At 69.0% G+C, this 26,044-nt stretch carries 19 protein-coding genes and 1 riboswitch; of the genes, 14 read left to right on the top strand and 5 right to left on the bottom strand.

Translation table 11 applies throughout. From position 1 onward, the window contains the following. Nucleotides 1-51: 51 nt before the first annotated feature. The 3 genes from ACQ260_RS13070 (at nt 52) to ACQ260_RS13060 (ending at nt 2,255) form a co-directional block, all read left to right on the top strand. Nucleotides 52-561 (top strand): DUF1648 domain-containing protein, encoded by a 510-nt coding sequence (locus ACQ260_RS13070; protein ID WP_432559891.1) that lies wholly within the window; start codon nt 52-54, stop codon nt 559-561. An 84-nt stretch (nt 562-645) separates the two neighbouring features. Continuing rightward, the gene (gene acuI, locus ACQ260_RS13065) at nt 646-1,623 is read left to right on the top strand and encodes an acrylyl-CoA reductase (NADPH) (RefSeq protein WP_432559890.1); all 978 of its coding nucleotides are present in this window, start codon (nt 646-648) and stop codon (nt 1,621-1,623) included. After that, nucleotides 1,620-2,255 carry an HAD family hydrolase gene (locus tag ACQ260_RS13060; protein ID WP_432559889.1) on the top strand — a complete coding sequence of 212 codons (636 nt, stop codon included), beginning with the start codon at nt 1,620-1,622 and terminating at the stop codon, nt 2,253-2,255. Before acuI ends, ACQ260_RS13060 begins: the two co-directional genes overlap by 4 nt. A gap of 3 nt (nt 2,256-2,258) precedes the next feature. On the opposite strand, the gene ACQ260_RS13055 is transcribed toward ACQ260_RS13060, so the two are convergent. After that, on the bottom strand, nt 2,259-2,519 hold the full coding sequence (locus tag ACQ260_RS13055; protein WP_432559888.1) for a hypothetical protein: 261 nt from the start codon (nt 2,517-2,519) through the stop codon (nt 2,259-2,261). 57 nt (nt 2,520-2,576) lie between these two features. Here ACQ260_RS13055 and ACQ260_RS13050 point away from each other — a divergent pair, with 57 nt between their 5' ends. The 5 genes from ACQ260_RS13050 to ACQ260_RS13030 all read left to right on the top strand — a co-directional run bounded on the left by ACQ260_RS13050 (nt 2,577) and on the right by ACQ260_RS13030 (nt 10,747). After that, on the top strand, nt 2,577-3,362 hold the full coding sequence (locus tag ACQ260_RS13050) for a DUF1684 domain-containing protein (RefSeq protein WP_432559887.1): 786 nt from the start codon (nt 2,577-2,579) through the stop codon (nt 3,360-3,362). 25 nt (nt 3,363-3,387) lie between these two features. After that, a riboswitch (TPP riboswitch) is annotated at nt 3,388-3,496 on the top strand. Then, the gene (thiC, locus tag ACQ260_RS13045) at nt 3,492-5,246 is read left to right on the top strand and encodes a phosphomethylpyrimidine synthase ThiC (protein ID WP_432559886.1); all 1,755 of its coding nucleotides are present in this window, start codon (nt 3,492-3,494) and stop codon (nt 5,244-5,246) included. Its footprint overlaps the riboswitch before it by 5 nt. Before the next feature lie 153 nt (nt 5,247-5,399). After that, complete coding sequence (locus ACQ260_RS13040) at nt 5,400-6,947, top strand: vWA domain-containing protein (RefSeq protein WP_432559885.1); 1,548 nt, start codon at nt 5,400-5,402, stop codon at nt 6,945-6,947. A gap of 136 nt (nt 6,948-7,083) precedes the next feature. After that, nucleotides 7,084-8,856 carry an N-acetylglutaminylglutamine amidotransferase gene (locus tag ACQ260_RS13035; RefSeq protein ID WP_432559943.1) on the top strand — a complete coding sequence of 591 codons (1,773 nt, stop codon included), beginning with the start codon at nt 7,084-7,086 and terminating at the stop codon, nt 8,854-8,856. Between the two features lie 13 nt (nt 8,857-8,869). Continuing rightward, nucleotides 8,870-10,747, top strand: coding sequence for an alpha/beta hydrolase family protein (locus tag ACQ260_RS13030; protein WP_432559884.1), 1,878 nt, complete (start codon nt 8,870-8,872; stop codon nt 10,745-10,747). On the opposite strand, the gene ACQ260_RS13025 is transcribed toward ACQ260_RS13030, so the two are convergent. Further along, nucleotides 10,748-13,405, bottom strand: a complete 2,658-nt coding sequence (locus ACQ260_RS13025) for an AfsR/SARP family transcriptional regulator (RefSeq protein ID WP_432559883.1) — start codon at nt 13,403-13,405, stop codon at nt 10,748-10,750. A gap of 168 nt (nt 13,406-13,573) precedes the next feature. Then, complete coding sequence (locus ACQ260_RS13020) at nt 13,574-14,590, bottom strand: ketopantoate reductase family protein (RefSeq protein WP_432559882.1); 1,017 nt, start codon at nt 14,588-14,590, stop codon at nt 13,574-13,576. A 126-nt stretch (nt 14,591-14,716) separates the two neighbouring features. Here ACQ260_RS13020 and ACQ260_RS13015 point away from each other — a divergent pair, with 126 nt between their 5' ends. After that, nucleotides 14,717-15,799, top strand: a complete 1,083-nt coding sequence (locus ACQ260_RS13015; protein ID WP_432559881.1) for a branched-chain amino acid aminotransferase — start codon at nt 14,717-14,719, stop codon at nt 15,797-15,799. A gap of 39 nt (nt 15,800-15,838) precedes the next feature. Here the strand turns inward: ACQ260_RS13015 and ACQ260_RS13010 are convergent, their stop codons facing one another. Further along, complete coding sequence (locus ACQ260_RS13010) at nt 15,839-16,570, bottom strand: EcsC family protein (protein ID WP_432559880.1); 732 nt, start codon at nt 16,568-16,570, stop codon at nt 15,839-15,841. Between the two features lie 219 nt (nt 16,571-16,789). Next, entirely contained in the window at nt 16,790-17,785 is a 996-nt protein-coding gene (locus ACQ260_RS13005) for an aldo/keto reductase (RefSeq protein WP_432559879.1), read from the bottom strand. A 176-nt stretch (nt 17,786-17,961) separates the two neighbouring features. Here ACQ260_RS13005 and ACQ260_RS13000 point away from each other — a divergent pair, with 176 nt between their 5' ends. From ACQ260_RS13000 to ACQ260_RS12980, 5 genes are read left to right on the top strand one after another with little or no spacing between them, the layout of a single operon-like run. Then, nucleotides 17,962-21,633: an efflux RND transporter permease subunit gene (locus tag ACQ260_RS13000; RefSeq protein ID WP_432559878.1), complete on the top strand. Its 3,672-nt coding sequence runs from the start codon at nt 17,962-17,964 to the stop codon at nt 21,631-21,633. Between the two features lie 57 nt (nt 21,634-21,690). Next, nucleotides 21,691-22,647 (top strand): non-homologous end-joining DNA ligase, encoded by a 957-nt coding sequence (ligD, locus tag ACQ260_RS12995; RefSeq protein ID WP_432559877.1) that lies wholly within the window; start codon nt 21,691-21,693, stop codon nt 22,645-22,647. Further along, the gene (locus ACQ260_RS12990) at nt 22,644-24,173 is read left to right on the top strand and encodes a DHA2 family efflux MFS transporter permease subunit (RefSeq protein ID WP_432559876.1); all 1,530 of its coding nucleotides are present in this window, start codon (nt 22,644-22,646) and stop codon (nt 24,171-24,173) included. The genes ligD and ACQ260_RS12990 overlap by 4 nt, the downstream gene beginning before the upstream one ends. Beyond that, on the top strand, nt 24,173-24,631 hold the full coding sequence (locus tag ACQ260_RS12985; protein WP_432559875.1) for a ribose-5-phosphate isomerase: 459 nt from the start codon (nt 24,173-24,175) through the stop codon (nt 24,629-24,631). The genes ACQ260_RS12990 and ACQ260_RS12985 overlap by 1 nt, the downstream gene beginning before the upstream one ends. Beyond that, nucleotides 24,628-26,031: a DUF445 domain-containing protein gene (locus tag ACQ260_RS12980; RefSeq protein ID WP_432559874.1), complete on the top strand. Its 1,404-nt coding sequence runs from the start codon at nt 24,628-24,630 to the stop codon at nt 26,029-26,031. The genes ACQ260_RS12985 and ACQ260_RS12980 overlap by 4 nt, the downstream gene beginning before the upstream one ends. Nucleotides 26,032-26,044: the final 13 nt, after the last annotated feature.

The raw sequence follows: 26,044 nt of genomic DNA, 5'->3' as shown, positions 1-26,044 counted from the left end.
ACCGCCGGGGGTTGCCAAGGGTGTGGCAGGGATCGCAGGCAGACTGTGACCATGAGCGCGACGAGAATCCTGTTCGGCCTGTGGCTCATGGCTGTTGCCGGGTTCGTCATCCTCTGGGTCTGGGCGCTGCTCACGATGCCCGATCGGGTGCCCGTGCACACCGATTGGACCGGGACCGCCACCCGATGGGGCAGCAGGTGGGAACTGCTCGGTGTGCTCGGCGGTGCCGCGCTGCTGACGGTGGCACTCCCCGTCTGGCTCGGCGGCTGGATCCGGCGGGGCGGCAGCCTCACCCACGTGAACGTCCCGCACAAGAAGTGGTGGCTCGAGACGCGCGAGCGGGAGCAGGAACTGCGCGACAAGCTCGCGGCCGACATGCTGGTGATCTCACTGCTCACGGTCGTGCTCTTTCTCGGTGTGCTCGCGGGGGCACTGGCCCAAGCGACGGCCGAAACGGCGGAAGCGCCTGCCTGGTCCGCCTGGACGATGTGGGCGACGCTGGGTGCGCTGATCGTCTATGCGGTGATCGCCGGCACGATGCGCTACAGGCCGACCCGGTGACCGGGTCGTGCCCTTCTTCTGCGGGCGCGACGTTCACGTGATGTGATCGAGGGTGAGCCGCACCCGCACACCGAGGAGGACCCCGTGACCTATCCCGCGTACCAACTCGTCGACAAGGGCCAACCCGCCCGGCGCGTCGAACTCACCGACGCCGACCTGCCGGAGGGGGACGTGACGGTCGATATCGCATACTCCTCCCTCAACTTCAAGGACGGCCTCGCCGTCACCGGCAAGGGCCGCATCGCCCGGAGCCTGCCCATGGTGTGCGGCATCGACCTCGCAGGCACCGTCGCCCGGTCCGACTCGGTGGACTGGCAGCCGGGCGACGAGGTCGTGCTGACGGGGTGGGGGCTGTCGGAGGGCCATCCCGGGGGCTACACGACCCGCCAGCGCGTCCGGTCCGACTGGCTCGTCGCGCGCCCCGAGGGCCTGTCGCTGCAGCAGACGATGGCGGTCGGGACCGCCGGGTTCACTGCGATGCTGGCGGTGCTGGCACTGGAGGATGCGGGGGTGCGCCCCGACTCAGGTCCCGTGCTCGTCACCGGCGCGGGCGGCGGCGTCGGCAGCGTGGCGGTGGCCGTGCTGGCCAAGCTCGGGTTCGAGGTCGAGGCCGCCACCGGCCGTGCAGAGACCCACGACTATCTCCGCGGCCTCGGGGCCAGTGGGATCGTCGATCGCGCCGAACTCACCGGGGAGGGGAAGCCGCTCGGGTCGGAGCGCTGGGCAGGTGCGGTCGACACCGTCGGCTCCACCACGCTGGCCAACGTGCTGAGCCAGATCCGGCGTGCCGGCGCGGTGGCGGCGTGCGGTCTCGCAGGCGGTCATGACCTGCCGACGACCGTGATGCCGTTCATCCTGCGGGGTGTCTCGCTGCTGGGGATCGACTCGGTGATGTGCCCCATGCCGCGTCGGCGGCAGGCATGGCAGCGGCTCGGCGAGGACCTGTCCACCGACACCCTCGATGCAATGACCGAGGTGCACGGGTTCGACGAAATCCCCGAGCTCGCCGAGCGGATCCTCGCCGGTCAGACCCGGGGCCGTGTCGTCATCACCCTTCCATGACGCGACTGCCGACCGCCTGGCGTCACCTCGTGTGGGACATGGGCGGGACGATGATCGATACCTATCCCCAGGTCGACCATGCCCTCTATCGCGTCTGTCGCGTGCACGGCTGCGAGATCGACGACGGGGAGATCTCCCGCCTCACTCGTGTGTCGATCGCGGAGGCGGGGGAGGAGTTGGCGCGGCGGTGCGGCATCCCGGTGCGGGAGTTCGTGACGGCGTACGCGCGGCTGAAGCAGGGCTGGAAGACCGATCCCCCGCCGGTCATGGAGGGGGCCCGGCAACTGTTGGCGGCCGTCCGTGAGCGGGGCGGGCTGAACCTGGTCGTGACCCATCGCGATCGCGAGAGCGCCGAGGATCTGCTGGCCGCGCACCGGCTCGAGGTGGACGACATGATCTGCGCGCCGGACGGCTTTCCGCGCAAGCCGGACCCCACGATGCACCACTTGGTGGTGGAGCAGAACGGACTGAATCCAGGCGAGTGCCTGGCCGTGGGGGATCGGGCGATCGATTCGGTGGCGGCGGGTCGCGCCGGCCTCCCCTGGGTGCTGCTGGTGACGCCCGGGTTGCCGGTGCCCCGGGTGGAGGGCGAAGGAACGGTGATCCACCGGCTCGCCGAGTTGCTGGAGTGACCGTCAGTCGTCAGCGGCGCCCTTGTCGCGTTTCGTGGTCTTGCGGAAACGCTGCTGGGCGCCCTGCTTGGTGAGCCCATAGATGGCGCCGATCTTGCTCCACGACGTGCCGCGTTCGCGGGCGGAGCGCACTTGGGCGAGCTCGAGTTCCTCGGCCAGTTGCCGGATGCGCTGGGCCGTCGCGATGCGCTGCTGCGGATCGGTGGTTTCGTCGAGCTCGGCGAGAGCCGCCCTCATGCGTTCTCCCGGCGTGTGCGTCTCCATGACCGAATCATAGGTCTGGGTGATAGGCATGGATCGAGCCGAGCGAAGGGGACACAGATGACCGAGGCGATCGAACAGTGGCAGGAGTTCCGGCGGACCCGCGAGGCGGAGCTCGCGCAGCCGAGGGGATGGCTGACTCTGTCGGGCTTCGAGTGGCTGTCCGAGACACCGACCGAGTTCGACGGCCTGCCCGGCCGCTGGTCCACCGACGGCACCGATGCCTTCCTCGATGCGACGGCCACCGATGGGCTGACCGAGAACGGCGAGATCGTCGACGGCCGCTCCGTTCGGACGGTGGCCGAGACGAGCCGGGTGCCGTGGATCGAGCACGGTGACACCGAGATCGAGCTCCTGCGCCGCGGTGGGCGCCTGGCGATCCGGATGCGCAACGAGACGTCGGCGCACCGGGAAGCGTTCGCCGGTGTGCCCACCTTCGACTATGACCCCGACTGGGTCGTCACCGCCCGCTTCGAGCCCTATCCCGCCGGCCGGAAGGTCGACGTGGCGACCCACAAGCCGGAGCTGCGGCAACAGCTCCCGGCGATGGGCGAGGTCGTCTTCACTCTCGACGGCGAGGAACAGCGCCTGATCGCGACCAACATCAAGACCGGGCTCAGCATCGAGTTCCACGATCCGACCAACGGCACCGAGACCGAAGCGTGGCGCCAGCTCAAGTTCGACGATCCCGATGCCGACGGCAACGTCACCCTCGACTTCAACCGCACGATCAACATGTGGTTCGTGTTCACCGACCACGCCACCTGCCCCAGGCCCGTGGACGGCAACACGATCACCGTGCCCGTGCGGGCCGGGGAGAAGAAGGCGCACCGCTTCGAGTCGTGAGGATTCCTTCGCTAGGGTGTGCGGCAGTTACCCACACGGGGGCCTTCGGCAGGAGGCTGAGATCGGGCTGACGCCGCCCGGACCGTCGAACCTGTCCGGGTCATGCCGGCGAAGGAAGTGAGGAATCTCATGGACGAGATCCATCCCCAGCACCGCCTCCACCACCTCGATGAGGACGGCCTCCGCGTCCCTGTCACAGCCATCTCCCTGGCCGCGTCGCCCGATGGCGAGATCAATCCCGACGTGCACGTCTATCGCACCGCCGGTCCGGGCAGCGACCCAACCGTCGGTCTGGCGCCCCGGCGTGCGGAGTGGATCGCCGCACGCGGGGACGTCGAGGAGTACGCGGGTCGCGAGCGCACCCTGGCCGACGACGGCCGGGCGGCGGTTCGCCGCGGCGAGGCCTCCCAGGCGTGGCGGGGCGAGAGGCGTACGCCGCTGCGCGCCCGCGAGGGGCGCACGGTGACGCAGATGCACTATGCGCGCCGCGGCGAGATCACCCCCGAGATGCAGTTCATCGCACTGCGCGAGAACGTCGACGTCGAGCTCGTGCGAGCCGAGGTGGCCGCCGGCCGGGCGATCATCCCGGCGAACATCAACCATCCCGAGTCCGAGCCGATGATCATCGGCCGACGGTTCCTGACCAAGGTGAACGCCAACATCGGCAACTCCGCGATCACCTCGTCGATCGCCGAGGAGGTCGAGAAGCTCACCTGGGCGACCCGATGGGGCGCCGACACCGTCATGGACCTCTCCACCGGTGACGACATCCACACCACCCGCGAGTGGATCATGCGCAACTCGCCGGTCCCGATCGGCACCGTGCCGATCTATCAGGCTCTGGAAAAGGTGAATGGCGAGGCCGACAAGCTGACCTGGGAGATCTTCCGCGACACCGTGATAGAGCAGGCCGAGCAGGGCGTGGACTATATGACCATCCACGCCGGAGTCCTGCTGCGCTATGTCCCGCTCACCGCCGATCGCGTGACCGGCATCGTGTCCCGCGGCGGGTCGATCATGGCCGGCTGGTGCCTCGCCCACCACCGCGAGTCGTTCCTCTATGAGAACTTCGACGAGCTGTGTGAGATCTTCGCGCAGTACGACGTCGCGTTCTCCCTCGGCGACGGGCTCCGGCCCGGCTCGGTCGCCGACGCCAACGACGAAGCACAGCTCTCGGAGCTCCGGACGCTGGCGGAGTTGACGCAGCGGGCGTGGGCGTACGACGTCCAGGTGATGGTCGAGGGCCCGGGCCACGTCCCGCTCGACCTGGTCGAGGAGAACGTCCGGCTGCAGCAGGAGTGGTGCCACGGGGCGCCGTTCTATACGCTCGGCCCGCTCGTCACCGACATCGCGCCCGGCTATGACCACATCACCTCCGCCATCGGCGCCGCGGTCATCGCCCAGCACGGCACGGCGATGCTCTGCTATGTCACGCCGAAGGAGCACCTCGGGCTGCCCAACCGGGACGACGTGAAGGTGGGGGTGATCACCTACAAGATCGCCGCCCACGCCGCCGACGTCGCCAAGGGCCACCCGGGTGCCCGGACGCGGGACGACGCGCTGTCGAAGGCCCGGTTCGAGTTCCGCTGGCACGATCAGTTCGCGCTGGCCCTCGACCCGGAGACGGCGATCGCCTATCACGACGAGACCCTCCCGGCCGAGCCCGCGAAGACCGCGCACTTCTGTTCGATGTGCGGTCCGAAGTTCTGCTCCATGCGGATCAGCCAGGACATCCGGGACGCCTATCCCGCCGAACTCCGCGAGGGCATGGCGCAGAAGTCCAAACAGTTCGTCGAACTCGGCAAGCGAGTCTATCTCGAAGCGGGCGAGGTGGCTGAACTGACGGAAACGGAGTTGGCGGACCAACAGTCCGAGCGCGTCTGACCCCGCGGGCCGGGTCTTCGGCAGGCCCGGCGGCCGTCGAATGCCCCGCGACCGCGCATTATGCGCAGTCGCGGGGTCACGGCATGTCGGCCGTCGGGCCAGAACCCTCCACGCAGCGGGGCCGTCTTGATGGGCGTGAACCGAGGAGGATCAATGCCCCAGCCCACCCGAGCATCCGCCCGCCCCCGCCGGACCCTGCGACTCGCCCTCGTCCTGCCTCTGGCGGGCGCGGTCTTCGCCACCGGCTGCACGACGATCGGCACCACCGGGCCTGCCTATTCCGAGCAGGACGGTGGCGCCGCACCCGTCCAGCCCTATCCGGTGGACCGGGCCACCCAGGAACCCGGGTCGCCGGTCACCCCGCGCGGGCCGGACCAGAACCCGACCGTCGACACCCGGGAGGACAACAAGTCCACGTTCGCGCTCGACGTCGACACCGGCTCGTTCACCCGGGCCCGGGCGCAGCTCAACTCCGGCAGCCGTCCGGTCGCGAGCGAGGTCCGCACGGAAGAGTTCATCAACTATCTCAACCAGGGCTATGCACCACCGGCCGACGGTCTGAACGTGCACATCGACGGAACGTCCGTGCCCTGGCTGGAAGCCCGGGACACCCGTGTGATCCGCGTCGGCGTTCAGGCCGCGGTCGTCGATCAGGCCGCCCGGCCGCGGGCGAATCTCACCTTCGTCATCGACGTCTCCGGCTCCATGCAGGGCCCGGAGCGGCTCGACCTCGTGAAGTCCTCGCTCCACCAGCTCGTCGACTCTCTGCGGCCGGACGACTCGGTCGCGATCGTGGTCTATTCCGACAACACCCGCGTGGTGCTCCCGCGGACGGAAGCCCGCAACGGCAGCCGCATCAAGGGCGTCGTCGACGACCTGGACACCGAGGGCTCGACCAACGCCGAGGCCGGGCTGAAGCTCGGTTATGAGACGGCGTTGAAGAACCGGGTCGACGGCGAGCTCAACCGCGTGGTCCTGCTCTCCGATGGCGTGGCGAACGTCGGCAACACCGGGCCCGAGGCGATCCTCGACACGATCGGCAGGGCCGCCCAGCAGCAGGTCGATCTGGTCACGGTGGGGTTCGGCCTCGGGTCCTACAACGACGAGCTCATGGAGCAGCTCGCGAACCGGGGCAACGGCTTCCATGCGTACGTCGACAACGACAACGAAGCCCGCCGCATCTTCACCCAGAACCTCACCGGCACCCTCGTCGTCACGGCCCGCGACGCCAAGGCGCAGGTCGAGTTCGATCCCGACCAGGTCGCGACCTATCGGCTGCTCGGCTATGAGAACCGCGACGTGCCCGACGACGATTTCCGCAACGATGAGGTCGACGGTGGCGAGTTGGGCGCCGGGCATGCGGCGACGGCGGTCTATGAGATTCGGGTACGCCCCCACGCCGCTCCGGTGCGGCCCATGGTGACCGCCACCGTGCGCTATCTGCACCCGGACACCCGCGAACCGATCGAGCGGCGGGCCGGGCTGATGAACTTCATGCTCGCGCCCAGCCCCGACGCCGCCGACCCCCATCTGCATGCCACGGTCGTCGCCGCGAGCCTGGCCGAGGAACTCCGGGGCGGGCCGTGGGCCGAGCACCGGACGTTCCCGCAGATCGCGGTGGACGCGACAGCAGCCGCGGCCCGGGTGCCGGATCCGTCGATCCGCGAGCTTGCCGAGGTGGCGCATTCGGCGACTCGATAGGTCGGCCCAAGCGTCGCTCCCGGCCCGTGCGCTTGGTCGGCTGGGTCGGCTGGCTACTCTGGAACGGTCAAAAAACCAGCCGACATAGGGACACATGGGACGATGTGTGCCCGGAAAGCTCAAGCCTGTGAGTGGAATGTGCGGAGAAGTCCGCTTCGACAACGAGCCCGTGGACATCGAGGCCGTCCGGAGGATGACCGACCGGATGGCCGCGCGCGGCCCGGACGGGGCGGGTTTCCACGCACGAAGTCGCTGGGCGCTGGGCTATCGACGCCGCGCGGTCATCGATCTCACCGAGCGCGGCGCCCAACCGATGGTGGATTCACAGCTCGGCCTGGCATGGGTGTTCAGCGGATGCGTCTTCAACCACCAGGACCTCCGGCGCGAGCTGGAGAAGGTGGGTTACAAGTTCTTCTCCCACGCCGACTCCGAGGTGATCGGCAAGGCCTATCACCACTGGGGCATGGACTTCGTCGAGAAGCTGCGCGGCATGTTCGCGATCGCCCTCGTCGAGACCGACTCCGGCCGTGTCGTCCTGGCGCGCGACCGGTTCGGCGCCAAGCCGCTCTATCTCTCCGAGGGGCCCGGCCGGCTCCGCTTCGCCTCCAGCCTCCAGGCGTTGCTCGAGGCCGGCGACGTCGACACGAGTCTGGACCGGGTGGCGCTGCACCACTACTTCTCGTTCCATGCGGTCGTCCCGGCGCCCCGCACGGTCTTCAACGGCATCCGCAAGCTGCCGCCGGCGACCATCCGGCGCTATGAGCGCGACGGCCAGGTCACCGAGCGACGCTATTGGGACCCGCCCTATGCCCGCGACCCGGAGAAGGCGGACTGGTCGACCGAGCAGTGGCAGGACGCGCTGCTGGGTTCCCTCCGCGAGGCGGTCCGTCTGCAGATGGTCGCGGACGTGCCGGTCGGCGTGCTCCTCTCCGGTGGATTCGACTCCAGCCTGATCGTCGCCCTGCTCGCCGAGCGCGGCCACAGCAACCTCAAGACCTTCTCCATCGGCTTCGACGCGGCATCGGGGGAGACGGGGGACGAGTATGCGTATTCGAATCTCGTGGCCGAGACCTTCGGCACCGATCACCGCCGCATCCACATCGACACCAGCCGGCTCGAGCCGGCGGTGCTGCCGTCGATCCGCGCGATGAGCGAGCCGATGGTCAGCCACGACTGCGTCGCGTTCCACCTGCTGTCCGAGGAGGTGTCCCAGCACGTCCGCGTGGTGCAGTCGGGTCAGGGTGCGGACGAGGTGCTGGCGGGTTATGGCTGGTATCCGCCGCTGTTGGACGTGCCCTTGGACGAGGCCACGGAGGCGTACTCCAAGGTCTTCTTCGACCGCGACCACCAGCGGATCAACAACCTGCTCGAGCCGGCGTACCGGCTGGGTTATGACCCATCGTGGGCGTACGCCGAAGCGCACCTCACCGCCGAGGGCGCCCAGACCTCCGTGGACGCAGCCCTGCGCCTGGACTCCCAGACGATGCTCGTCGAGGACCCGGGCAAGCGGGTCGACAACATGACGATGGCGTGGGGTCTGGAGGCGCGGATGCCGTTCCTCGACCACGAGTTCGTCGAGCTCGCGGCCGCGTGTCCACCGGAGTTGAAGCTCGCCGGCGGCGGCAAGGGCGTCCTCAAGGACGCCGCACGGGGCCTGGTTCCCGACGCCGTCATCGACCGCACCAAGGGCCACTTCCCGGTCCCGGGCATCCGGCACCTGTCGGGAGGGCTGCTCGATCTCGTGCACGATGCGCTGGACTCGCAGGTCGCGCGGTATCGCGGGCTCTATCGTCGGGAGGCGTTGGAAGAGTTGTACGCAGACCCCAACGCCCACCGCACCGCGCTCGATGCCAACACCTTGTGGCAGGTCGCGACGCTGGAACTGTGGCTGCAGGAGTTGGGCCGCTGACAGGAGTTGATCGATGGACTTGTTCGGCCGGCCGACCAGGGGCGCATCGGTTTCTCCGGACGGGAGCGCCTTTGCGCACATCATCGAGGTGGACGGCTATCCGCGGGCGGTCCAGCGCTATCTGACTCGCACGGATGCCACCTCGGCTCCGCAGGTGAGCACCTCGCGCTTCGTGAAGCTGCCGGTGCAGGGGCCGGTGCGCAAGGTCATCCATTCCCCCGACAGCAAGTGGCTGGCCTGCCAGGTCGACCCCGACGGCGGTGAACGATCGCAGGTGTGGGTCGTCACCAACGATCCGACCGACAAGAGCGCTTGGCGGATCAACGAGGCCGAGGACGTCAACGCCGAGCTCGTCGGATGGGACGGGCACCGCATCGCGATCACGGTGGAGGACGACGACTGCATCGGGGAGTCTCGGCTCGTCGACCCCTCGACCCACGAGGTCGAGATCGTCGACCGGCGCCGTGGCGGACGGTTCGCCGACTCCTGGGCGGGCAGCCACCTGGTGCGGCAGGGGCCGCGCTGTGACCGGTCGATGGTGCTGCTCAGGCCGGGTCGCGAGATCGCGCTGCTCACCCGCGACCCGGGGTCGACCACCGATCCCGGACATATTCTCGACGACCAACGGCCCATGCGGTTTCCGCACGTGACCGGTTGGGGGGATCAACTCCACCCCGTTCACCAGGTCGAGTCCGAGGGTGAGCAGGACACCTATGTGCGCGTCGTGGCGCGCACCGATCACGACGCGAACCGGCTGCACCTGGTGCTGTTGACCGTCACCGGCGCAGGTGTGTCCCGGCGGACCCTGGCCGAGCGAGGCGACGCAGAGCTGGACGACTTCGTCGTCAGCGACGACGGGTCGACCGCAGCTTTGCTGTGGAATGTGGATGGGGGCTTCTCGGAGCTGCAGCTGCTCTCCCTGCTCGACGGCTCGCTGCTCGACCCGATCCCGATCACGGGCTCGGTGGCGAGTGAACCCAGCCTCTCCGCTGACGGCAGTCTTCTGGCCGTGACCGTCGAGGGACCGGGGCTGCCGCGGTCGGTGGAGCTCTGCTCGACCCGCACGGGGGAGTGGGTCGATATCACGCGGCCGGCCCGGGTGCCCGATCTCGTCCGGCCCGTCTTCCGCGTTCTCCGCGCGCGCGACGGAGTCGAGCTCAACGGCTGGCTCTATTGCGCTCCCGGCCAGGTCGGACCGGGTCCGGTCGCCGTCTGGTTCCATGGCGGTCCGGAGGGGCAGGCGCGACCGGAGTATTCGTATATCTTCCCCACCCTCCTCTCCGCCGGCATCACCGTGTTCGCGGCCAATGTGCGGGGCTCGTCGGGGTTCGGGCGGGAGTTCGTGCACGCCGACGACGGCGAACTCCGCTGGGCCGGGATCACTGACGGCATCGACGTCGCGCGGGAACTCATCAACGCGGGCATCGCCGATCCCGAACGGATCGCCGCGACGGGCCGGAGCTATGGCGGCTATCTGACAAATGCGCTGATCGCCTTCCACCCCGGGACCTTCACGACGGCGGTCGCCACGTGCGGCATGAGCGATCTCACGACGTTCTATGCGAACACCGAGCCATGGATCGGGGCGGCGGCAGTGTCGAAATATGGTCACCCTGACCACGACGCCGACTTGCTGGCGGCGCTGTCCCCGCTGCGGAAAGTCGATGCCGTCGATGTTCCGTTGCTGGCCATCCACGGCGGTTCGGACACCAACGTGCCCGTCTCCGAGTCCGAGCAGATGGTCGCGGCGCTGCAAGCCCGTGGCAAGACCGCCGAGTGCGTGGTCATCGACGGCGAGGGCCACGATTTCACCCGTCCGGCGAACCGCCAGCGAGCGGCGGATCTCACCCGCGACTGGCTGCTCGAAAGCTGGGGCATGCCGATCTGCTGATCACTGCACGGCCTCGAAGATCCGCACGCTCGGGCCCAGGCCCAGCTCGCGAGCACGGCGCAGATAGCGAGCCGCGAGCTCACGACCGGTCGACCGTGGAGACACCCGCACCCGGTCGGCGGCCGAGCGGATCTCCCAGACCGGCGTACCCGCCTCTGCCGACCCGTGCTGCGCCGACGTCAGTTTCGCGCGGGCCCGCTCCCAGTCGCCGGCAACGGCCGCCAACAGACCCAGGATGCGGTCGACCGGACCGAGGCTGCTGCTGACCAGACCCAGCGTCACGAACTGCCCGGCATAGGGCTCCATGCACTCGGCGAGAGTCGGCGGCAGGTCGGCCGAGCCCTCCGCACCGGCCCACAGTGCTTCCGCCGCGACAGCGACGGCGAACACGGTGAACTCGTTGGGTGGCGTGTTCAGCATGGTGGTGACACTGCGCTCGAGCCACTGCTTTCCCTCGGCGCCTCGACCGGAATGGGCCAGCGCTAGAGCGATCGCGGCCGCGGTGCTCGCATTGTCCGGGGCGGCCGCCCAAAAACGTTCGAGCGCGGGCAGGAGCGGCGTCAGGGAGTCGCGCAGCAACAGCGACACCAACTGGTGGGACGCGTGGGCCGCCATCGCATCGGGCAGGCCGCCCGTCGCGCCGATGAGCAAGCCCGCCTCCGCGAGGCGATCGGCTTCGGGGAAGCGGCCCATGTCCCGGTGCAACGTGGCCTTGGCGAGGTGTGCCATCCATCGCGGGCGCTCCACATTCGCGGCCTTGGCCGCCACCTCCAGCCGGTGAATGAGGTCGGGGACCGCCTCGAAACGGCCCAGCGTGAACGTGTCGTTCAGCGACTCCGTGAGGCCGTGGCACTCCCACGTGGGCAGTCCCTGGCTCATCCCCAGCAACTCGTCGGCGATCGCCGTCCGTGCCGTGAGATCCGGGGAACTGCGCAGCAGCGCGTGCTCGGTGAGCAGGGCGAAGCGGAGCGACTCGGGGTCGCCGACGCGGTCGGCCGCGAGCCGCAGTGCCCGAATGTCCTCCCGGGCGGTGACACGACGGGCGCCCGGAACCGAGGCCTCCAGCAGAACCGCGGCCTGAACCCGCACCCGGAGAGCCGTGGGTCCGGGGCCCAGACGTTCCAGCGCTTCCTCAAGAACATCGACGAAGTTGCTCTGCAGCATGACGCTGCGGGCTATCCAGGTGCGGGTCAGGGCGGTGAGCGCGAACCGTTCCGGGTCGTCGATGGCCCGCGCCAGCTCGAGACCCTTTGCCCACTCCAGCTCGGCGCGTTCGGTGCCGCCCTGGGCGAAGAGCGCCTCGATGAGCAGTCGGGTGATGTCGAGGCGCGCGGGGTCCGGGATCTGCTGGTCCATCGCGGCCTCGCAGAGCGCTTGGGCCGACTCCGGGAAGCCGTTGACGACACAGCTCGCTGCTGCCTGCGCCACGGCGCCCAAGGTCCGCTCGCCACGTGGGTCGGGTCCTGCGAGCCGGTGCCAGGCGACGGCGGTCAACGCATAAGCATCGGGGCTGAGGGCCCGTTCCACACCGTCCGCCGCTCGCTCGTGCAGCAATGCTCGCTCGTCGTCCGACAGCATCTCGGCCAGCGCCGTGGCGAACTCGGTGCGGGTCAGGGTAAAGGGTGCGCCCGGCACCGGGGCGGTGATAATCCCGCGTCGGGCGAGGTCGTGGCCTGCCGCCAGGACCTCGTCGGACGTGAGACCGGTCGCGGCGGCGATCAGCCGCGGCTGGGGAAGGTCGTCGAGGAGTGTGATCAGCATCGCCACGGTCCGGGACGCCTCGGGGGCATCGGCGAGGCGGGCGGTGATCAGGTCGCGGATGGGGGCGTTCATCAGTTGCCGAGGGGTCCGGGGTCGGTGCGGTGTCCGGTGCCGGTCGGGCAGCGGGGTGTCCTGCCGCGGGCGCAGAAGGCTCTGGTCCTGACGGAGGATCAGGACCTCCAGCTCCGCGGTGTCAGGGGCCGGGCCGACGCCCAGTTCTTCGCGCAGCAGTTCCCGCAGGCGGCCGCCGGCAGCCAGTGCATCCGCCTGGCGCCCGGCGCGATAGAGCCCCAACATCAACTGCCGGGTGCGCCGCTCACGCAACGGGTCGGCGCGCACCAGCTCAGCGGCGAGCTCGATCGCGCTCGACTCCTCGCCCATGGCGAGCAGGACGTCGAGGCGATCCTCGGCCAGCCGCTCCCGGATCTCGAGGAGTCCCCGTGCCATGGCGCGGCTTTCGTCGTCGTGGAGATCGGCGAGCGGTTCGCCACGGAAGAGATCCAGCGCTCGGGACAACAGCGGCTCGGCTGTTGTGGGGTCGGACAGATCGATGCGGCTCGTGAGGGCCTTGAGCTCAGCGAGGTCGGTGGCGATGCCGTCCGGTTCGAGTCGATAGCCCGTGGGCAGGCGGGGCACGGCATTGTTCCCGCCCCGGGACAGGACGCGGCGGATCTTGGACAGGTGGACCCGGACGGCAGAAGCCGCGCTCGCCGGGGGATCGCCTGCCCACACCCGGTCGATGAGCCGTTCGGTCGTGATGACGTCACCGGGGTTCGCTGCGAGCGCCGTCAACACCGCTCGCTGCCGGTCGCCCAAGCGAATCTCCCGGCCGTCGCGGACGACGACCGCCGGCCCCAGCAGCAAGATCTTGACCGGGGCAGCCGGGATCGTCACCATGCCTCCGCGCTCCTCACGCAAAGGATCCTAGGGCGGTGTCACACAGTGAGGAAGGTCACCTTTGCGCTTCCTTTGCGCGGGGCGTGTTGAGTAGGCGCGTTGAGTGGTGGTCGAAAGACCAGTTCGGCGGTCCGTTGCTGTTCTCGGGGGGAGCAACGGCCCGCCGGCTCAGCCCGGCAGGCCCAGTTCTTCCTCAAGCTCGTGCAATGTCATGGATCCCGGCTGCCGTCCGGCAGCTGCGGCGCGACGGGCCAGCGAGGCGAGGCGCGCGTTGAGCGGGGCGTCGCTGCCGATGCGGGCCGCGATCGCGGCGATCTCCCCGTTGAGATAGTCGGTTTCGAGCGATCCGCCCTTGCGCATCGACTGCCAGGTCGAGCTGCCGGTCTCCGGATTGCCGGGCACGGGCGCCGGGTTGGAACCCGCCTGTCGGAAGGTGGCTTCCTCATCGTCCGAGGTCACGTCGATGCCGGCGACATCGAGGACTCCGCGGGCCTCGGCGACGGCTGCGTCGAGGAGGTCGCCACGGGGTCCCGGACCGAGAAGGGCCTCGAAGACGTTGCCGATATTGGAGATGAGCTTGCGATATTTCCACGGCATCACGTCGTCGGGCAGCGTCACGTCCAGCTTGGCTGTTTCCCAGTCCCGTTCGAGTTGCGCCAACAGGGCGCGGTCGTCGTCATCGGTGAGCGCCGCCGGCACACGCGAAACGAGCATCTCGCCGGTGTGCGGGGCCATCGGCGCGATCACCTCACCGGGGGTGAGATAGGTGACGGGCATCCAGAGATACATGCCGAACACGCGCCGGAACCAGCGCAGCGCCAAGTCCTCCGCCGCGACTCCGTTCGTCGCGAGCACGATCGGCAGGACCGCCCCGGCCGGGCGTACTCCCTCCGGAGTCTCGACCGGCACATCCGCCCACGTCGCCAGCAGGTCGACCACCTGCTGGGTCTTGACCGCCACCACGAGCACGTCCTCGAGGGTCAGGTGCGCTTCCTCGGGCCCGGACCAGACCGGAGCAGTGGCGTGGATGGTTTCGTCCGGTGTGCGCACGGTCAGGCCGGACTCCCGCAGGACCCGAGACTGCTCACCCCGTGCCACCCAGACCACATCCACCCCGGCCTGGGCGAGACGCCCACCGATGCCGCCGCCGATCGCACCCGTGCCGAGGATCACATAACGAGCCATGTGAACTGTCTAGCAAGGTGCCCCGTGGCAGCGATGGCTGGGGTGCTCGAGGGCTGCAAAATGCCGGCGGAAAAAATGCTTGGACGTCCTACTAAGTGGCCGTCGCGCGGCCTTACGATGCCGCCTATGTCCTTCACGATCACCCTCACGGCATCGCCACGCAGCGCCGCGGAGCGCGCGGCGGTCCTGGCCGATCCCGGATTCGGCCGGCATTTCACCGACCACATGGCCACTGCGGAGTGGTCGGTGGGCGAGGGTTGGCATGACCTGCGCGTGCGTCCCCTCGAGCCGTTCGCCATGCACCCCGGATCGGGTGTGCTGCACTACGGGCAGGAGATCTTCGAGGGGCTGAAGGCCTATCGGCATCCCGATGGGTCGGTGAACCTGTTCCGCCCGGACCGGAATGCGGCGCGGTTCGCGCGGTCCGCGCGACGTCTGGCGCTCCCGGAGTTGCCCGAGGACCTGTTTCTCCAGGGGCTGGTCGAACTGGTGAAAGCGGACGCGGCCTGGGTGCCGGCGCACGGCGACGAGGCGAGCCTCTATCTGCGGCCGATCCAGTTCGCGTCGGAGTCGTTCCTGGGGGTACGCCCGTCTGCGACGTCCACCTTCTGTGTCGTGGCGTCGCCCGCGGGAGCGTACTTCCCGGGGGGTGTCAGGGGAATCAAGCTGTGGGTGACGACGAAATACACCCGCGCGGCGATCGGCGGCACCGGCGACATCAAGTGCGGCGGCAACTATGCGGGCAGCCTGCTCGCGCAGACCGAGGCGCAGGAGCAGGGGTGTGATCAGGTGATGTACACCTCCGGTCCCGCCGACCGCCGCATCCTCGAGGAGGCGGGGACCATGAATCTCATGGTCGTCACCGCTGAAGGAGAGCTGTGGACGCCCGGGCTCGGGACCATTCTGGAGGGGGTCACCCGGGCGTCGATCCTGGAACTCGCCGGTGAGCACGGGCTGGTGGCGCGCGAGCGGGAGATCACCCTGGCCGAATTCCTGGAGGGTCTTCGCAACGGGCTGATCACCGAGGTGTTCGCGGCGGGGACTGCAGCCGTGATCACGCCGATCACCGCGCTTGCGGGCGACGGGTTCGATCTGGTCGTCGGAGCGGGCGCGCCGGGGGAGAAGGCGCTCGCCCTGCGGGAACATCTCCTGGGGATCCAGCAGGGCGTGGTCGAAGACACGCGCGGATGGGTCCGGCGGGTCTGCTGAGGCTTGGATTGCCGACCCGTCGGTGAGACACGCCGAGACCTAGCGGCGGGGGAACTCCCGGCGTGCGGCTTGGCCGAGTTGACGCATGAGGAAGCCGTCGAGTGCTGCGCCGAGCACACCGCCGGCGACCGGGATGAGCTTGCCGAACCGCGCGAGCGTCCGCTGGCCGACCGACCTCAGCAGCCGGAAGCCCACCGCCTTGTTGACGACCATGAGTGCGGACTTCGGGAGTCGGCCGGCGAGCAGGGACGTGGCGGCCCCGCCCGCGATGGCACCCGTCGGGAGGCCTGCCTGGGACAGCACCTCGGTGGCGTCGTTGCCGATCAAGGTGAGGAGGACGGCCGTCCGGACCTCCGGCGCAGTGATGTCATAGCCGCGCAGGTGCGCGATGCCCGCGACCATGCGGGTGGCCTGGACATAGAACTCGAACACGTTGACCGGGACCGCCACCGGCATGGTGACAAAACCACCGAGGCTGGTGGCGAAGCCCCCCGCGGCGCCACCGCGAACGTGCTGCGCGACGAGCTTGTCGAGGGCCTTCTCCTGCTCGCGTGGGGAGTCGCCGACCGAGCGCCGGGCCTTGTCCGCGACCTTGGCCGCGCCGGCGAAGGGACCGCGCCCGTCGATCCCGACGTCGAGCAGTTTGGCGATGAGGCGGGACACCGGCCCCTGGGCATCGGAGTTCGGGTCGAGGGCCGCCTCCATCGCGGATCGCGTGGTGGCGATGTCTTCCTTGGTTCCGCCGCGTCGAAAAAGGTCGAGAAGTCCCATGTCAGCTCCATTCGGGTGGCTGCAGTGCCAGCAGCACGAGGTTGCCATAAGTCGACAAACGCGTCACCGCCGGGGTGACGTCCGCGACGTGTCGGTCGCCGCCGATCAGCCAGGCCACGGCCTGGTCGGGATAGTCCGGCCGGCCCCGGGCCTAGGCGTCCGCCTGCGCGCCGAAGGAACGAGCCAGCCGTGCGCGCGCAGCGTCCCCCGCGGGATCCATCAGTAGCGGCCGCCGACCGCCGGGGGCAGCCCCTCCAACTCCGCGAGATCCTCGGTGGTGAGGCTCACGGTCAGCGCGGCGAGGTTGGCTTGAAGGTTCGCGGACTTCGTGGTCCCCGGGATGGGGATGACGTGATCGCCCTGGGCGAGGACCCACGCCAGCGCGATCGCAGCCGGGGTGACCCCGTGCCGGTCGGCGACCCTGCGGACGCCCTCCACGATCGCCTGGTTGGCCTGCACCGCGTCGCTCTGCCAGCGTCCGAGCTGGGTGCGGAAGTCGCCCGCCTTGAGATCACCGACCGAGACACGGCCGGTGAGGAAGCCGCGACCCAGGGGAGAGAAGGGCACGAAGATCGACTGATGCTCCTTGGTCCAGGTGATGAGGTCACCCGCGTCGGCGCCGTCGTGCGTCCGGCCACCGCCCAGCGCGTCGCGCGCCCAGAGCGAGAACTCGGACTGGATGGCGGCGACCGGGTGGATGGCCTGGGCAGCGGAGGCCTGCTCCACGGAGACCTCACTCAGACCGGCGGCCCGGATCTTGCCGGCGTGCGCGAGCTCGGCATAGGCGCCCCAGGACTCCTCCAGCGGGACGTCGGGGTCGACGCGGTGGAGGTAGTAGAGATCGATGACCTCCAGCCCCAACCGTTGGAGCGAGGCATCGCACGCGGCGCGGATGTGGTCCGGGCGGCCGTTGCGCGACATCACGATCTCCCCGTCGACCACATTGCCGACGAGACCCGCCTTGGTGGCCACGACGGGAGCTGCGCCCGACTCGGCCAGCGCGCGGCCGACGACCTGTTCGTTGTGCCCCCCGGCATAGGCGTCGGCGGTGTCGAGGAACGTGACCCCGCTGTCGAGTGCCTCACGGATGATGGCGACGCCCGCGTCATCATCGCGCTCCTCGGCGGAGACATAGGCCCAGCTGATGCCCATGCAGCCGAAACCGAGGGCGGAGACGGCGGTGTCGAGAGCAGGAATGCGGCGTGTGGGGTGCATGGACCGACTCAACCACAGCGCACCGACAGCGGTTGAATCAGGGGTCGCGGGTCGGGGCTGCGACGCGTGAGCGTCCCCGGCCGGCGCGGCGTCCGCGGCCCGCTGGGTTTCGCCGGTCAGCACTGTCTGTCCGACTGGTTAATCTTGCGGTGGCAAGCACAGTCGGAGGAGATCCCATGACAGGCCTCACCCGGATCAGTTTGGCCAACCGCGCGGTGGTCATGTTGGTCTCCCTCATCATCGTCGGTTTCGGCATCTTCGCGGCCGGCACGCTCAAGCAAGAGATCTATCCGTCGCTGACGATCCCCGGCGCGAGCGTGATCTCGGTCTATCCGGGAGCAGCAGCCGGCACCATCGAGCGGGATGTCACCAGGCCGCTGGAGGATGCCGTCAAGGGCGTCACCGGCGTCACCCGGGTGTCGTCGGTGTCCTCCACCAACATGTCCCAGGTCCAGGTCCAGTGGGACTTCGGCGAGGACAACGGCGACATGGAGGCAAAGGTCCGATCAGCCGTGGAAGGCGTCCGATCGGGGCTGCCCACGGACGTCGACCCGCGGGTGACCGTCGGCAGCCTCGATGACCTCCCGGTGCTGCTCATGGCGGTGTCCTCGACGAAGGATCCCGATGCCTTGGCCGACGAGCTCAAGACGGTCGCGCTGCCGAGGCTGAATGCCATCCCGGGAGTCAGGGACGCGACGGTCTCGGGGGAGCAGGCGCGCCACGTCGTCATCACGACCCGCCAGGCCGACCTCAACGAGCGCCGGGTGGATGGCAGCCAGATCCCGCAGATGATCCAGGCGCACCGTTCGGTCGTTCCGGGTGGTCAGATCAATCAGGACGGCCAAGACATCACCGTGCAGGTCGGGTCGACGCTGGATTCGCTCGACGCCATCCGGCAGATCAGGCTGCAGGGCAGTGACGGTCCGGTTCCCTTGGGCGACGTGGCGGAGGTTGCCGACGTGCCAGTCGACGCCACCACGATCTCCCGCGTCAACGGCAAGCCGTCCCTGACGCTGTCGATCACCAAGACCCTGGACGCCAACACGGTCACGGTCGCCCACGCCGTCCACGACGTGCTGCCCCAGGTCAGCCGCGAGATCGGCGCCAACACCACGTTCGCGACCGTCTTCGACCAGGCGCCCTGGATCGAGCAGTCCATCCATGACCTGGCCACCGAGGGCGGGCTCGGCCTGCTGATGGCCGTGCTGGTGATCCTGCTGTTTCTCCGGTCGGCGAGGTCGACCATCATCACGGCGATCTCCATTCCGCTGTCTCTGCTGTTCGCGATCCTCGCCCTCTATGCCGCGGACTATTCGCTGAACCTCCTGACCCTGTCCGGTCTGACGGTCGCCGTCGGTCGCGTGGTGGACGACTCGATCGTGGTCATCGAGAACATCGAGCGGCATGTCGGGTTGGGCGAGGAGTTCGGGCCCGCGCTCATCATCCGGGCGGTGCGCGAGGTGGCTGCGGCCGTCACGTCATCGACCGCCACGGCAGTGGCGGTATTCATGCCCCTCGCGATCGTCGGCGGCATGGCGGGGGAGCTGTTCCGCCCGTTCGCGCTGACGGTGTCGATCGCCCTGATCGCTTCGCTCGCGGTGGCGTTGGCGGTCGTGCCGGTGTTGGCGTACTGGTTTATGCGCCCCAGCCGCAAACGTCAGGAGAAGCTGGCGGCCGAGACCGTCAGGCAGTCCCATGAGTCGGCCGAGACGGGTCTGCAGCGGCCCTACCTGCCGGTGCTGCGCTGGTCCTTGCGGCACCCTTTGGTGACGCTCGGGATCGCGGCGCTGGTGTTCGTCACCACGATGTTGGGTGCCACCGTGCTCAAGACCGACTTCCTCGGTGACACCGGGGACACCTCCCTCAGCATCCGACAGGCGATGCCGGCGGGCACGTCGCTGGCCGAAACCGACGCCGCCACCGCGCGGATCGAGGAACTGCTCGCGGACGACCCGGACGTGGAGACCTATTCGACGACGGTCGGCAGCGCAGGCTTCGAGAGCCAGTTCTTCGGCGGCGGTTCCGACACCAACAAGGCGGACATCTCCGTGTCCCTCGTGCCGGGCTCATCGGGCAAACAGGTCGGCGATCGCCTGCGGGCCGATCTCGGTGCCCGGCGGGACATCGGTGAGGTCGAGGTGATCACCGCGGGCGGTGCCACCGGCAGCCAGGACCTCGCCGTGCAGGTCACCGGCCGGGACGAGGATGAGCTCATCGACGGGGCTGACCGCGTCCTGCGGATGATGCAGGATCTGCCGGACATGGATCAGGTCAAGTCGGATGTGGCGGAGCGCCGGACAGTCCTGCAGGTGAACGTGCGCCCCGCTGATGCGGCTGCCGTGGGCATGAACCAGGGCACGATCGGACCGGCTGTGCTGCAGGCAATGCGGGGCACGCCGCTGGGCGAGGTCACTATCGATGGCCGGTCACAGGACCTGGTGCTGCGCTCGGGCGAACCGGTGCGGACCAAGGAAGAGCTGGAGAATCTCGCGCTGCCGGTGACCCAGAAGCAGACGATGGACGAACAGCAGCGCCAATCCGATGCGCTCCAGGAGGAGCAGGACGCCGAGACGGCCCGCCAGACCGCGAGAGCCGAGGAGCAGTTCGATGAGCAGGAGGAACAGCTGCGCGACCAGCGGGCCGAGCTCGAGACCCAGTTGGCCCGGCTGATCGACCAGATCGCCGAACTCGAGCGGGCGCCGGTCGTGGTGCCGAGCGGGATGGTTCCGGGCCTTCCGGCGCCCGGCGACCCCGGCGCGCCCACAGATCCCGCGGAACTTGCCCGCGCGCAGGCTGCAGCGGCAGCCCAGGCACAGGCTCAGGCACAGGCCCAGCGGGACGCGCAGATCGAGCAGCTCCGCGAGTCACGCGACAAGCTGCGGGAGCAGCTGACCGCCATGGACGAACAACTGGTGAAGCTCCGGGAATCCCGCGCTGACGCGGCTGCCCAGCGGGCCCGCGGTCAGGAGATGCAGCGCCGCAGCGAGGCCATCCGCGAAGCGACCGGGTCGCCGGTGGTGCTGCGCCAGGTCGCGGACGTCGTGGAGGTCCCGAGTGATGCGACGATCCGGCGCGTGGACGGGGAGCGCGCGGTCACGCTGACCGCGGTGATGACGGGTGACGACCTGGGCGCCGCGACCGCTGCGTTGCAGGACGGCCTGGACCGGCTGGACCTCCCGGCCGGGGTGCAGGCCACGATCGGTGGCGTCTCGAGCGACCAGACCGAGGCGTTCAACCAACTCTTCCTGGCGATGGGGGTCGCCATTGTCATCGTCTATCTCGTGATGGTGGCGACGTTCCGTTCGCTGATCCAGCCCCTGATCCTGCTGGTGTCGGTGCCGTTCGCCGCGACCGGCGCCATCGGGCTGCTGCTGGTGACGAACACCGCCCTCGGCATCGCCTCCATGATCGGGTTGCTGATGTTGATCGGTGTCGTGGTCACCAACGCGATCGTGCTGATCGATCTGGTGAACCAATACCGCGACAAGGGCGCAGCGATCGACGAAGCCGTCATCAACGGCGCCCGGCTCCGGCTGCGGCCGATCATCATGACGGCGTTGGCTACGGTCATGGCGCTCGTGCCCATGGCGATCGGGATCACCGGTGGGGGCGTGTTCATTTCCAAGTCCCTGGCGATCGTCGTGATCGGCGGTCTCGTGTCGTCGACGTTGCTGACCCTGATCCTGGTGCCTGTGCTCTATCACCTGACCGAGCACCTGCGCGACCGCATCAACCGCCGCACCTCCGGCGGCAAACGGGCAGCCGCTGCCGAGGAGGAGACCGTCGACCTCGACGCCATGCTGACCGGGCGGGAGGAGGGCGGCGACGCCTCGCCGACCCCGGCCTGACCCCGGTCCGGAGGTGGTGCGAACGCCGCGCGACGCCGGAGTTCTACAGTGGTCGCCATGGCGAAAGATGCCGCCCCGGCGGTCGAACTGACCGTCGGCGAACGCACGGTCCGGTTGAGCAGCCCTGACCGGGTCTATTTTCCCGCCGGCGGCAACGGCTGCGAGCAGGGGTGGACGAAGCTCGATGTCGCGCAGTACTACTTGGCCGTCGGCGACGGCATCGTCCGTGCGCTGCGGGAACGGCCGACGATGCTCCACCGCTTTCCGAAGGGGCTGGCGGGCAAGAAGGTTCACCAGAAACGACTGCCTCAGGGCGCGCCGGACTGGGTCGAGACCGTCGAGTTGTTCTTCCCCCGTTACGGACTGACCGCGGACGAGCTCTGCGTCACCGAGCTCGCCCAGGTGATCTGGGCGGTCCAGATGTCGACCGTCGAGTTCCACCCCTGGAATTCCCGGCGGGGCGCGGTCGAGCAGCCGGACGAGTGGCGGATCGATCTCGATCCGATGCCGGATTGCCCGTTCGACCGGGTCCGCAGGGTCGCCGCTGTGGTTGAGGGCGTGCTCGACGAACTGGGGATCGTGGGGTTCCCGAAAACCTCCGGCGGTCGCGGCCTCCACATCTATGTGCGGATCCGTCCCGACTGGGGTCATCAGGAGGTCCGGCGGGCCGCGCTCGCGTTCGCCAAGGAGATCGAGCGACGCGCGCCGGACGACGTGACGACCGCCTGGTGGCGCAAGGACCGCCCGAGCGATGTGGTGTTCGTGGACTACAACCAGAATGCTCGCGATCACACGATCGCATCGGCCTACTCGCTCCGCGGCGTCCCCGCCGGCAATGTCTCCACCCCTGTCGCGTGGACCGAGATCGCCGCGGTCGATCCGCGGGACTTCACCCTCGCGACGGTCCCGGATCGGTTCGCCCGCCTCGGTGACCTCCATGCGTCGATCGACGACGTCCACCACGGCCTTGAGCCGTTGCTCGAGTGGGCCGACCGGGACGGCCTCGCCACATGACCGCGCCCGCGTTCGCCACGGCGCGCCCCTGGCCCGCCCTGTGGTCGCTCGTCATCGGGTTCTTCATGATCCTGGTTGACTCGACGATCGTCTCGATCGCGACCCCCGCGCTGATGCGCGGCCTGAACGCCGGCATCTCGGCGGTCGTGTGGGTGACCAGTGCATACCTGTTGGCCTATGCCGTGCCCCTCCTCATCACCGGGCGCCTCGGCGATCGCTACGGACCCAAGCGCGTCTACCTCGTCGGCCTGACTGTCTTCACCTTCGCGTCCGCGGCCTGTGGGCTGTCGGACACCATCGAGATGCTGATCGCTGCGCGCGCGGTCCAGGGTCTGGGGGCATCAATGATGACTCCGCAGACGATGGCGGTCATCACCCGGATCTTCCCGCCCGACAAGCGCGGACCCGCGATGGGCCTGTGGGGTGCTGTCGCAGGTGTCGCCAGTCTGGTTGGCCCGGTGCTCGGCGGCGTGCTCATCGACACCCTCGGCTGGGAATGGATCTTCTTCATCAACCTGCCGGTCGGGGTGATCGGGTTCATCGCGGTCGTGCGCAACGTGCCGAGCCTGGAACGGCATCACCACCGTTTCGATTGGCTCGGTGTCGCTCTCAACGTGGTCGGCATGTTCCTGATCGTGTTCGCCATCCAGGAGGGCCAGACGTACGACTGGGGCACGATCGTCGGGCCGGTCTCAGTCTGGTCCCTGATCATTGTCGGCGCGGTAGTGCTTGCGTTCTTCGCGGTCTTCCAGTCCCGGGCCGCCGAACCGCTCGTGCCCCCGGGCCTGTTCCGCGACCGCAATTTCTCGGTCGCCAACGGTGCCATCCTCGTCATGGGCTTCCTCATCACGTCGATGATGTTCCCGATGACCCTGTTCGCCCAGACCGCCCGCGGGCTCACGCCCACGCAGGCTGCGTTGTTGTCCCTGCCGCTCGCCGTGATCACGGGCGGGCTCGCGCCGGTCATCGGGAAGCTGATCGACCGGGGCGATCCCAAATGGTTCGCGGTCGCGGGTTTTTCGCTGATGGTCGCCTCCCTGGTCGTGTACGCCTGGTTCATGCGCCCCGGCATTTCGATCCTTTGGTTGCTGATCCCGTCGGGGATGCTGGGCGCGGCCAACGCCTGCATCTGGGGGCCGCTGTCGGTATCGGCGACCCGCAACCTCCCGATGCACCGGGCGGGGGCGGGCGCAGGCGTCTATAACACCACTCGCCAGATCGGTGCAGTCCTCGGCAGCGCCGCGGTCGCGGCGTTCATGGAGGCCCGGCTCTCCGCGCAACTGGGAGCCGGCGGGGGTAGCGGGATGGCGATGATGGGAACCCGGATCCCCGCCCCGCTCGAGCAGGGCTTCTCCACGGCCATGAGCCAGTCGATGCTGCTGCCCGCCGGCGTGGCCGTGCTGGGTGTCTTTGCCTGTCTCCTGCTGGTCCCGCCGCAGGGCCCCTCCGCGGCGCGTGTCGATGCGGGCCGGCCCCGCGGGATCGAACCCCAACCTCCCACCGACCCGATCCAACAGGAGGGCTGATGCGCGTCCACATCGCCACGGACCATGCCGGATTCGAGCTGAAAGGGTTCCTCGTCACGCGGCTTGCGGAAGCCGGTTGGTCGGTGGTCGACCACGGTGCGGCGGCGTACGAGCCCGACGACGACTATCCCACCACCGTCATTCCCTGCGCCCGGGCGTGCGTCGAGACGGGGGAACGAGGGGTCGTCCTCGGCGGTTCGGGCAACGGGGAACAGATCGCCGCCAACAAGGTGCCGGGCTGCCGAGCGGCGTTGGCGTACTCTCCCGAAACCGCCCGCCTCGCCCGCGAGCACAACGACGCTCACGTGATCGGGATCGGAGCCCGGATGCACACCCCCGACGAGGCGTGGGAGATTGTGCAGACGTTCTTGGCAGCGGATTTTTCCGGTGCGGAGCGGCATGTACGCAGGCTCGCCCAGGTGGCCGCGTTCGAGCAGAAGGGGACTCTCGCGCCGTGACAGTTTCCACCACGCCCGGTTCGACACCGCCCGATCCAGAGACCGGGGAGCGGGCGCGGGGGCCTGCTCCGATCGAGCCGACCGAGGTTGCTCCGCGTCGTGCGATCGAGGATCCGGCCGATTCGGATCTCCTGCCGGCACCGCCGTCGATGCTCGAGGACTCTCCGGAGGACGAGGCCCGGCGCAAAGGGCTCCGGCACATGCGGATCGTCGCGACGTCGCTGCTGGGCGTCGCCGCTGTCATCTTCCTGCTGACGCTCGGGCAACCGCCGACCAGCGTGCTCGGGTTCATCAACACGGCCGCAGAGGCCGCTATGGTCGGTGCGCTCGCGGACTGGTTCGCGGTGACCGCGCTGTTCCGTCATCCCTTGGGCATCCCCATCCCGCACACTGCGCTCATCAAGCGCCGGAAGAACGACCTGGGCCGGTCGCTGCAGCAGTTCGTGACGACCAACTTCCTCACCGAAGCCGTCGTCCGGCAACGTCTGGAGCACACCCGGACCGGCTTGCGGCTGGCCGAGTGGCTGGCCGAGGACCGCAACCGGCACCGGGTGATCACCGAGGTCGTGTCGCTGGCCCGCAAGGCTCTCGGCCGGGTCAGCGACGATGACATCCGAACGATCGTGGAGGAGTCGTTGCTGCCTCGACTCGCCAAGGAGGAGCTCGCGCCGATCGCGGGGGCCTTCCTCGAGGGGATCGTCGAGGACGGCGCCCACCACGGCCTGGTGGACCTGCTGCTGCGCGAGTTGGACCTGTGGGTCGAACGCAACCCCGAGCGACTGCAGAAGCTGATCGGTGACCGGGCCCCGGTCTGGAGCCCGGTATGGGTGGACCGGATGGTCGGCAAGTGGGGCTATGAGCAGATCCAGACCTGGATCACCCAGATCCGCGAGAACCCCGATCACGACATCCGCGTCGCCCTGGACGATCTGCTCGCCGACCTCGCTCAAGACCTGCAGGAGGACGACAACATCCGGGAGAAGGCGGAGGCGCTGAAGGTCCGTCTGCTCACCCACCCCTCGCTCGGCGCTACCGTCATCAGCCTCTGGGCGTCGCTGCGCACGTCGCTGCTGGCGGCAATGGAGGACGAGAGCAGTTCCCTATGGCGACGCGCGGACGGATGGTTGGCGGAGTTCGCGGCGCGACTCGTCGAGGACGAGCCGTTCCGGGCCCGGCTGGAGGACCGTTTCAACGACTTGGTCTGCTATCTGGTCCAGCGCTATGGACCGGAACTCGCCGGCATTATCTCTCACACGGTGGAGAGCTGGGACGCTGATGTGGCGAGCCGCAAGATCGAGCTCTTCGTGGGGCGCGACCTGCAGTTCATCCGCATCAACGGCACGATCGTGGGCGCGCTCGCCGGTCTGGTGATCCACACGATCGCGGTGCTCCTCCACTGACCATCGAGACCGG

Source organism: Ammonicoccus luteus (assembly GCF_050880385.1).
GTDB lineage: Bacteria > Actinomycetota > Actinomycetes > Propionibacteriales > Propionibacteriaceae > Enemella.
The sequence above is the reverse complement of the archived record's forward strand: the minus strand, read 5'-3'. Positions and strand labels throughout refer to the sequence as shown.

Excerpts from the sequence above, each read along its gene's own strand:
- ACQ260_RS13005 (WP_432559879.1), bottom strand. The coding sequence starts at position 17,785 with ATGCACCCCACACGCCGCATTCCTGCTCTCGACACCGCCGTCTCCGCC.
- ACQ260_RS13020 (WP_432559882.1), bottom strand. The coding sequence starts at position 14,590 with ATGGCTCGTTATGTGATCCTCGGCACGGGTGCGATCGGCGGCGGCATC.
- ACQ260_RS13070 (WP_432559891.1), top strand. The coding sequence starts at position 52 with ATGAGCGCGACGAGAATCCTGTTCGGCCTGTGGCTCATGGCTGTTGCC.
- ACQ260_RS12985 (WP_432559875.1), top strand. The coding sequence starts at position 24,173 with ATGCGCGTCCACATCGCCACGGACCATGCCGGATTCGAGCTGAAAGGG.
- ACQ260_RS13040 (WP_432559885.1), top strand. The coding sequence starts at position 5,400 with ATGCCCCAGCCCACCCGAGCATCCGCCCGCCCCCGCCGGACCCTGCGA.
- ACQ260_RS13010 (WP_432559880.1), bottom strand. The coding sequence starts at position 16,570 with ATGGGACTTCTCGACCTTTTTCGACGCGGCGGAACCAAGGAAGACATC.
- ACQ260_RS13025 (WP_432559883.1), bottom strand. The coding sequence starts at position 13,405 with ATGGTGACGATCCCGGCTGCCCCGGTCAAGATCTTGCTGCTGGGGCCG.
- ligD (WP_432559877.1), top strand. The coding sequence starts at position 21,691 with ATGGCGAAAGATGCCGCCCCGGCGGTCGAACTGACCGTCGGCGAACGC.
- ACQ260_RS13000 (WP_432559878.1), top strand. The coding sequence starts at position 17,962 with ATGACAGGCCTCACCCGGATCAGTTTGGCCAACCGCGCGGTGGTCATG.
- ACQ260_RS13055 (WP_432559888.1), bottom strand. The coding sequence starts at position 2,519 with ATGGAGACGCACACGCCGGGAGAACGCATGAGGGCGGCTCTCGCCGAG.
- thiC (WP_432559886.1), top strand. The coding sequence starts at position 3,492 with ATGGACGAGATCCATCCCCAGCACCGCCTCCACCACCTCGATGAGGAC.
- ACQ260_RS13060 (WP_432559889.1), top strand. The coding sequence starts at position 1,620 with ATGACGCGACTGCCGACCGCCTGGCGTCACCTCGTGTGGGACATGGGC.
- ACQ260_RS13015 (WP_432559881.1), top strand. The coding sequence starts at position 14,717 with ATGTCCTTCACGATCACCCTCACGGCATCGCCACGCAGCGCCGCGGAG.
- ACQ260_RS13035 (WP_432559943.1), top strand. The coding sequence starts at position 7,084 with ATGTGCGGAGAAGTCCGCTTCGACAACGAGCCCGTGGACATCGAGGCC.
- ACQ260_RS12990 (WP_432559876.1), top strand. The coding sequence starts at position 22,644 with ATGACCGCGCCCGCGTTCGCCACGGCGCGCCCCTGGCCCGCCCTGTGG.
- ACQ260_RS13030 (WP_432559884.1), top strand. The coding sequence starts at position 8,870 with ATGGACTTGTTCGGCCGGCCGACCAGGGGCGCATCGGTTTCTCCGGAC.
- ACQ260_RS13050 (WP_432559887.1), top strand. The coding sequence starts at position 2,577 with ATGACCGAGGCGATCGAACAGTGGCAGGAGTTCCGGCGGACCCGCGAG.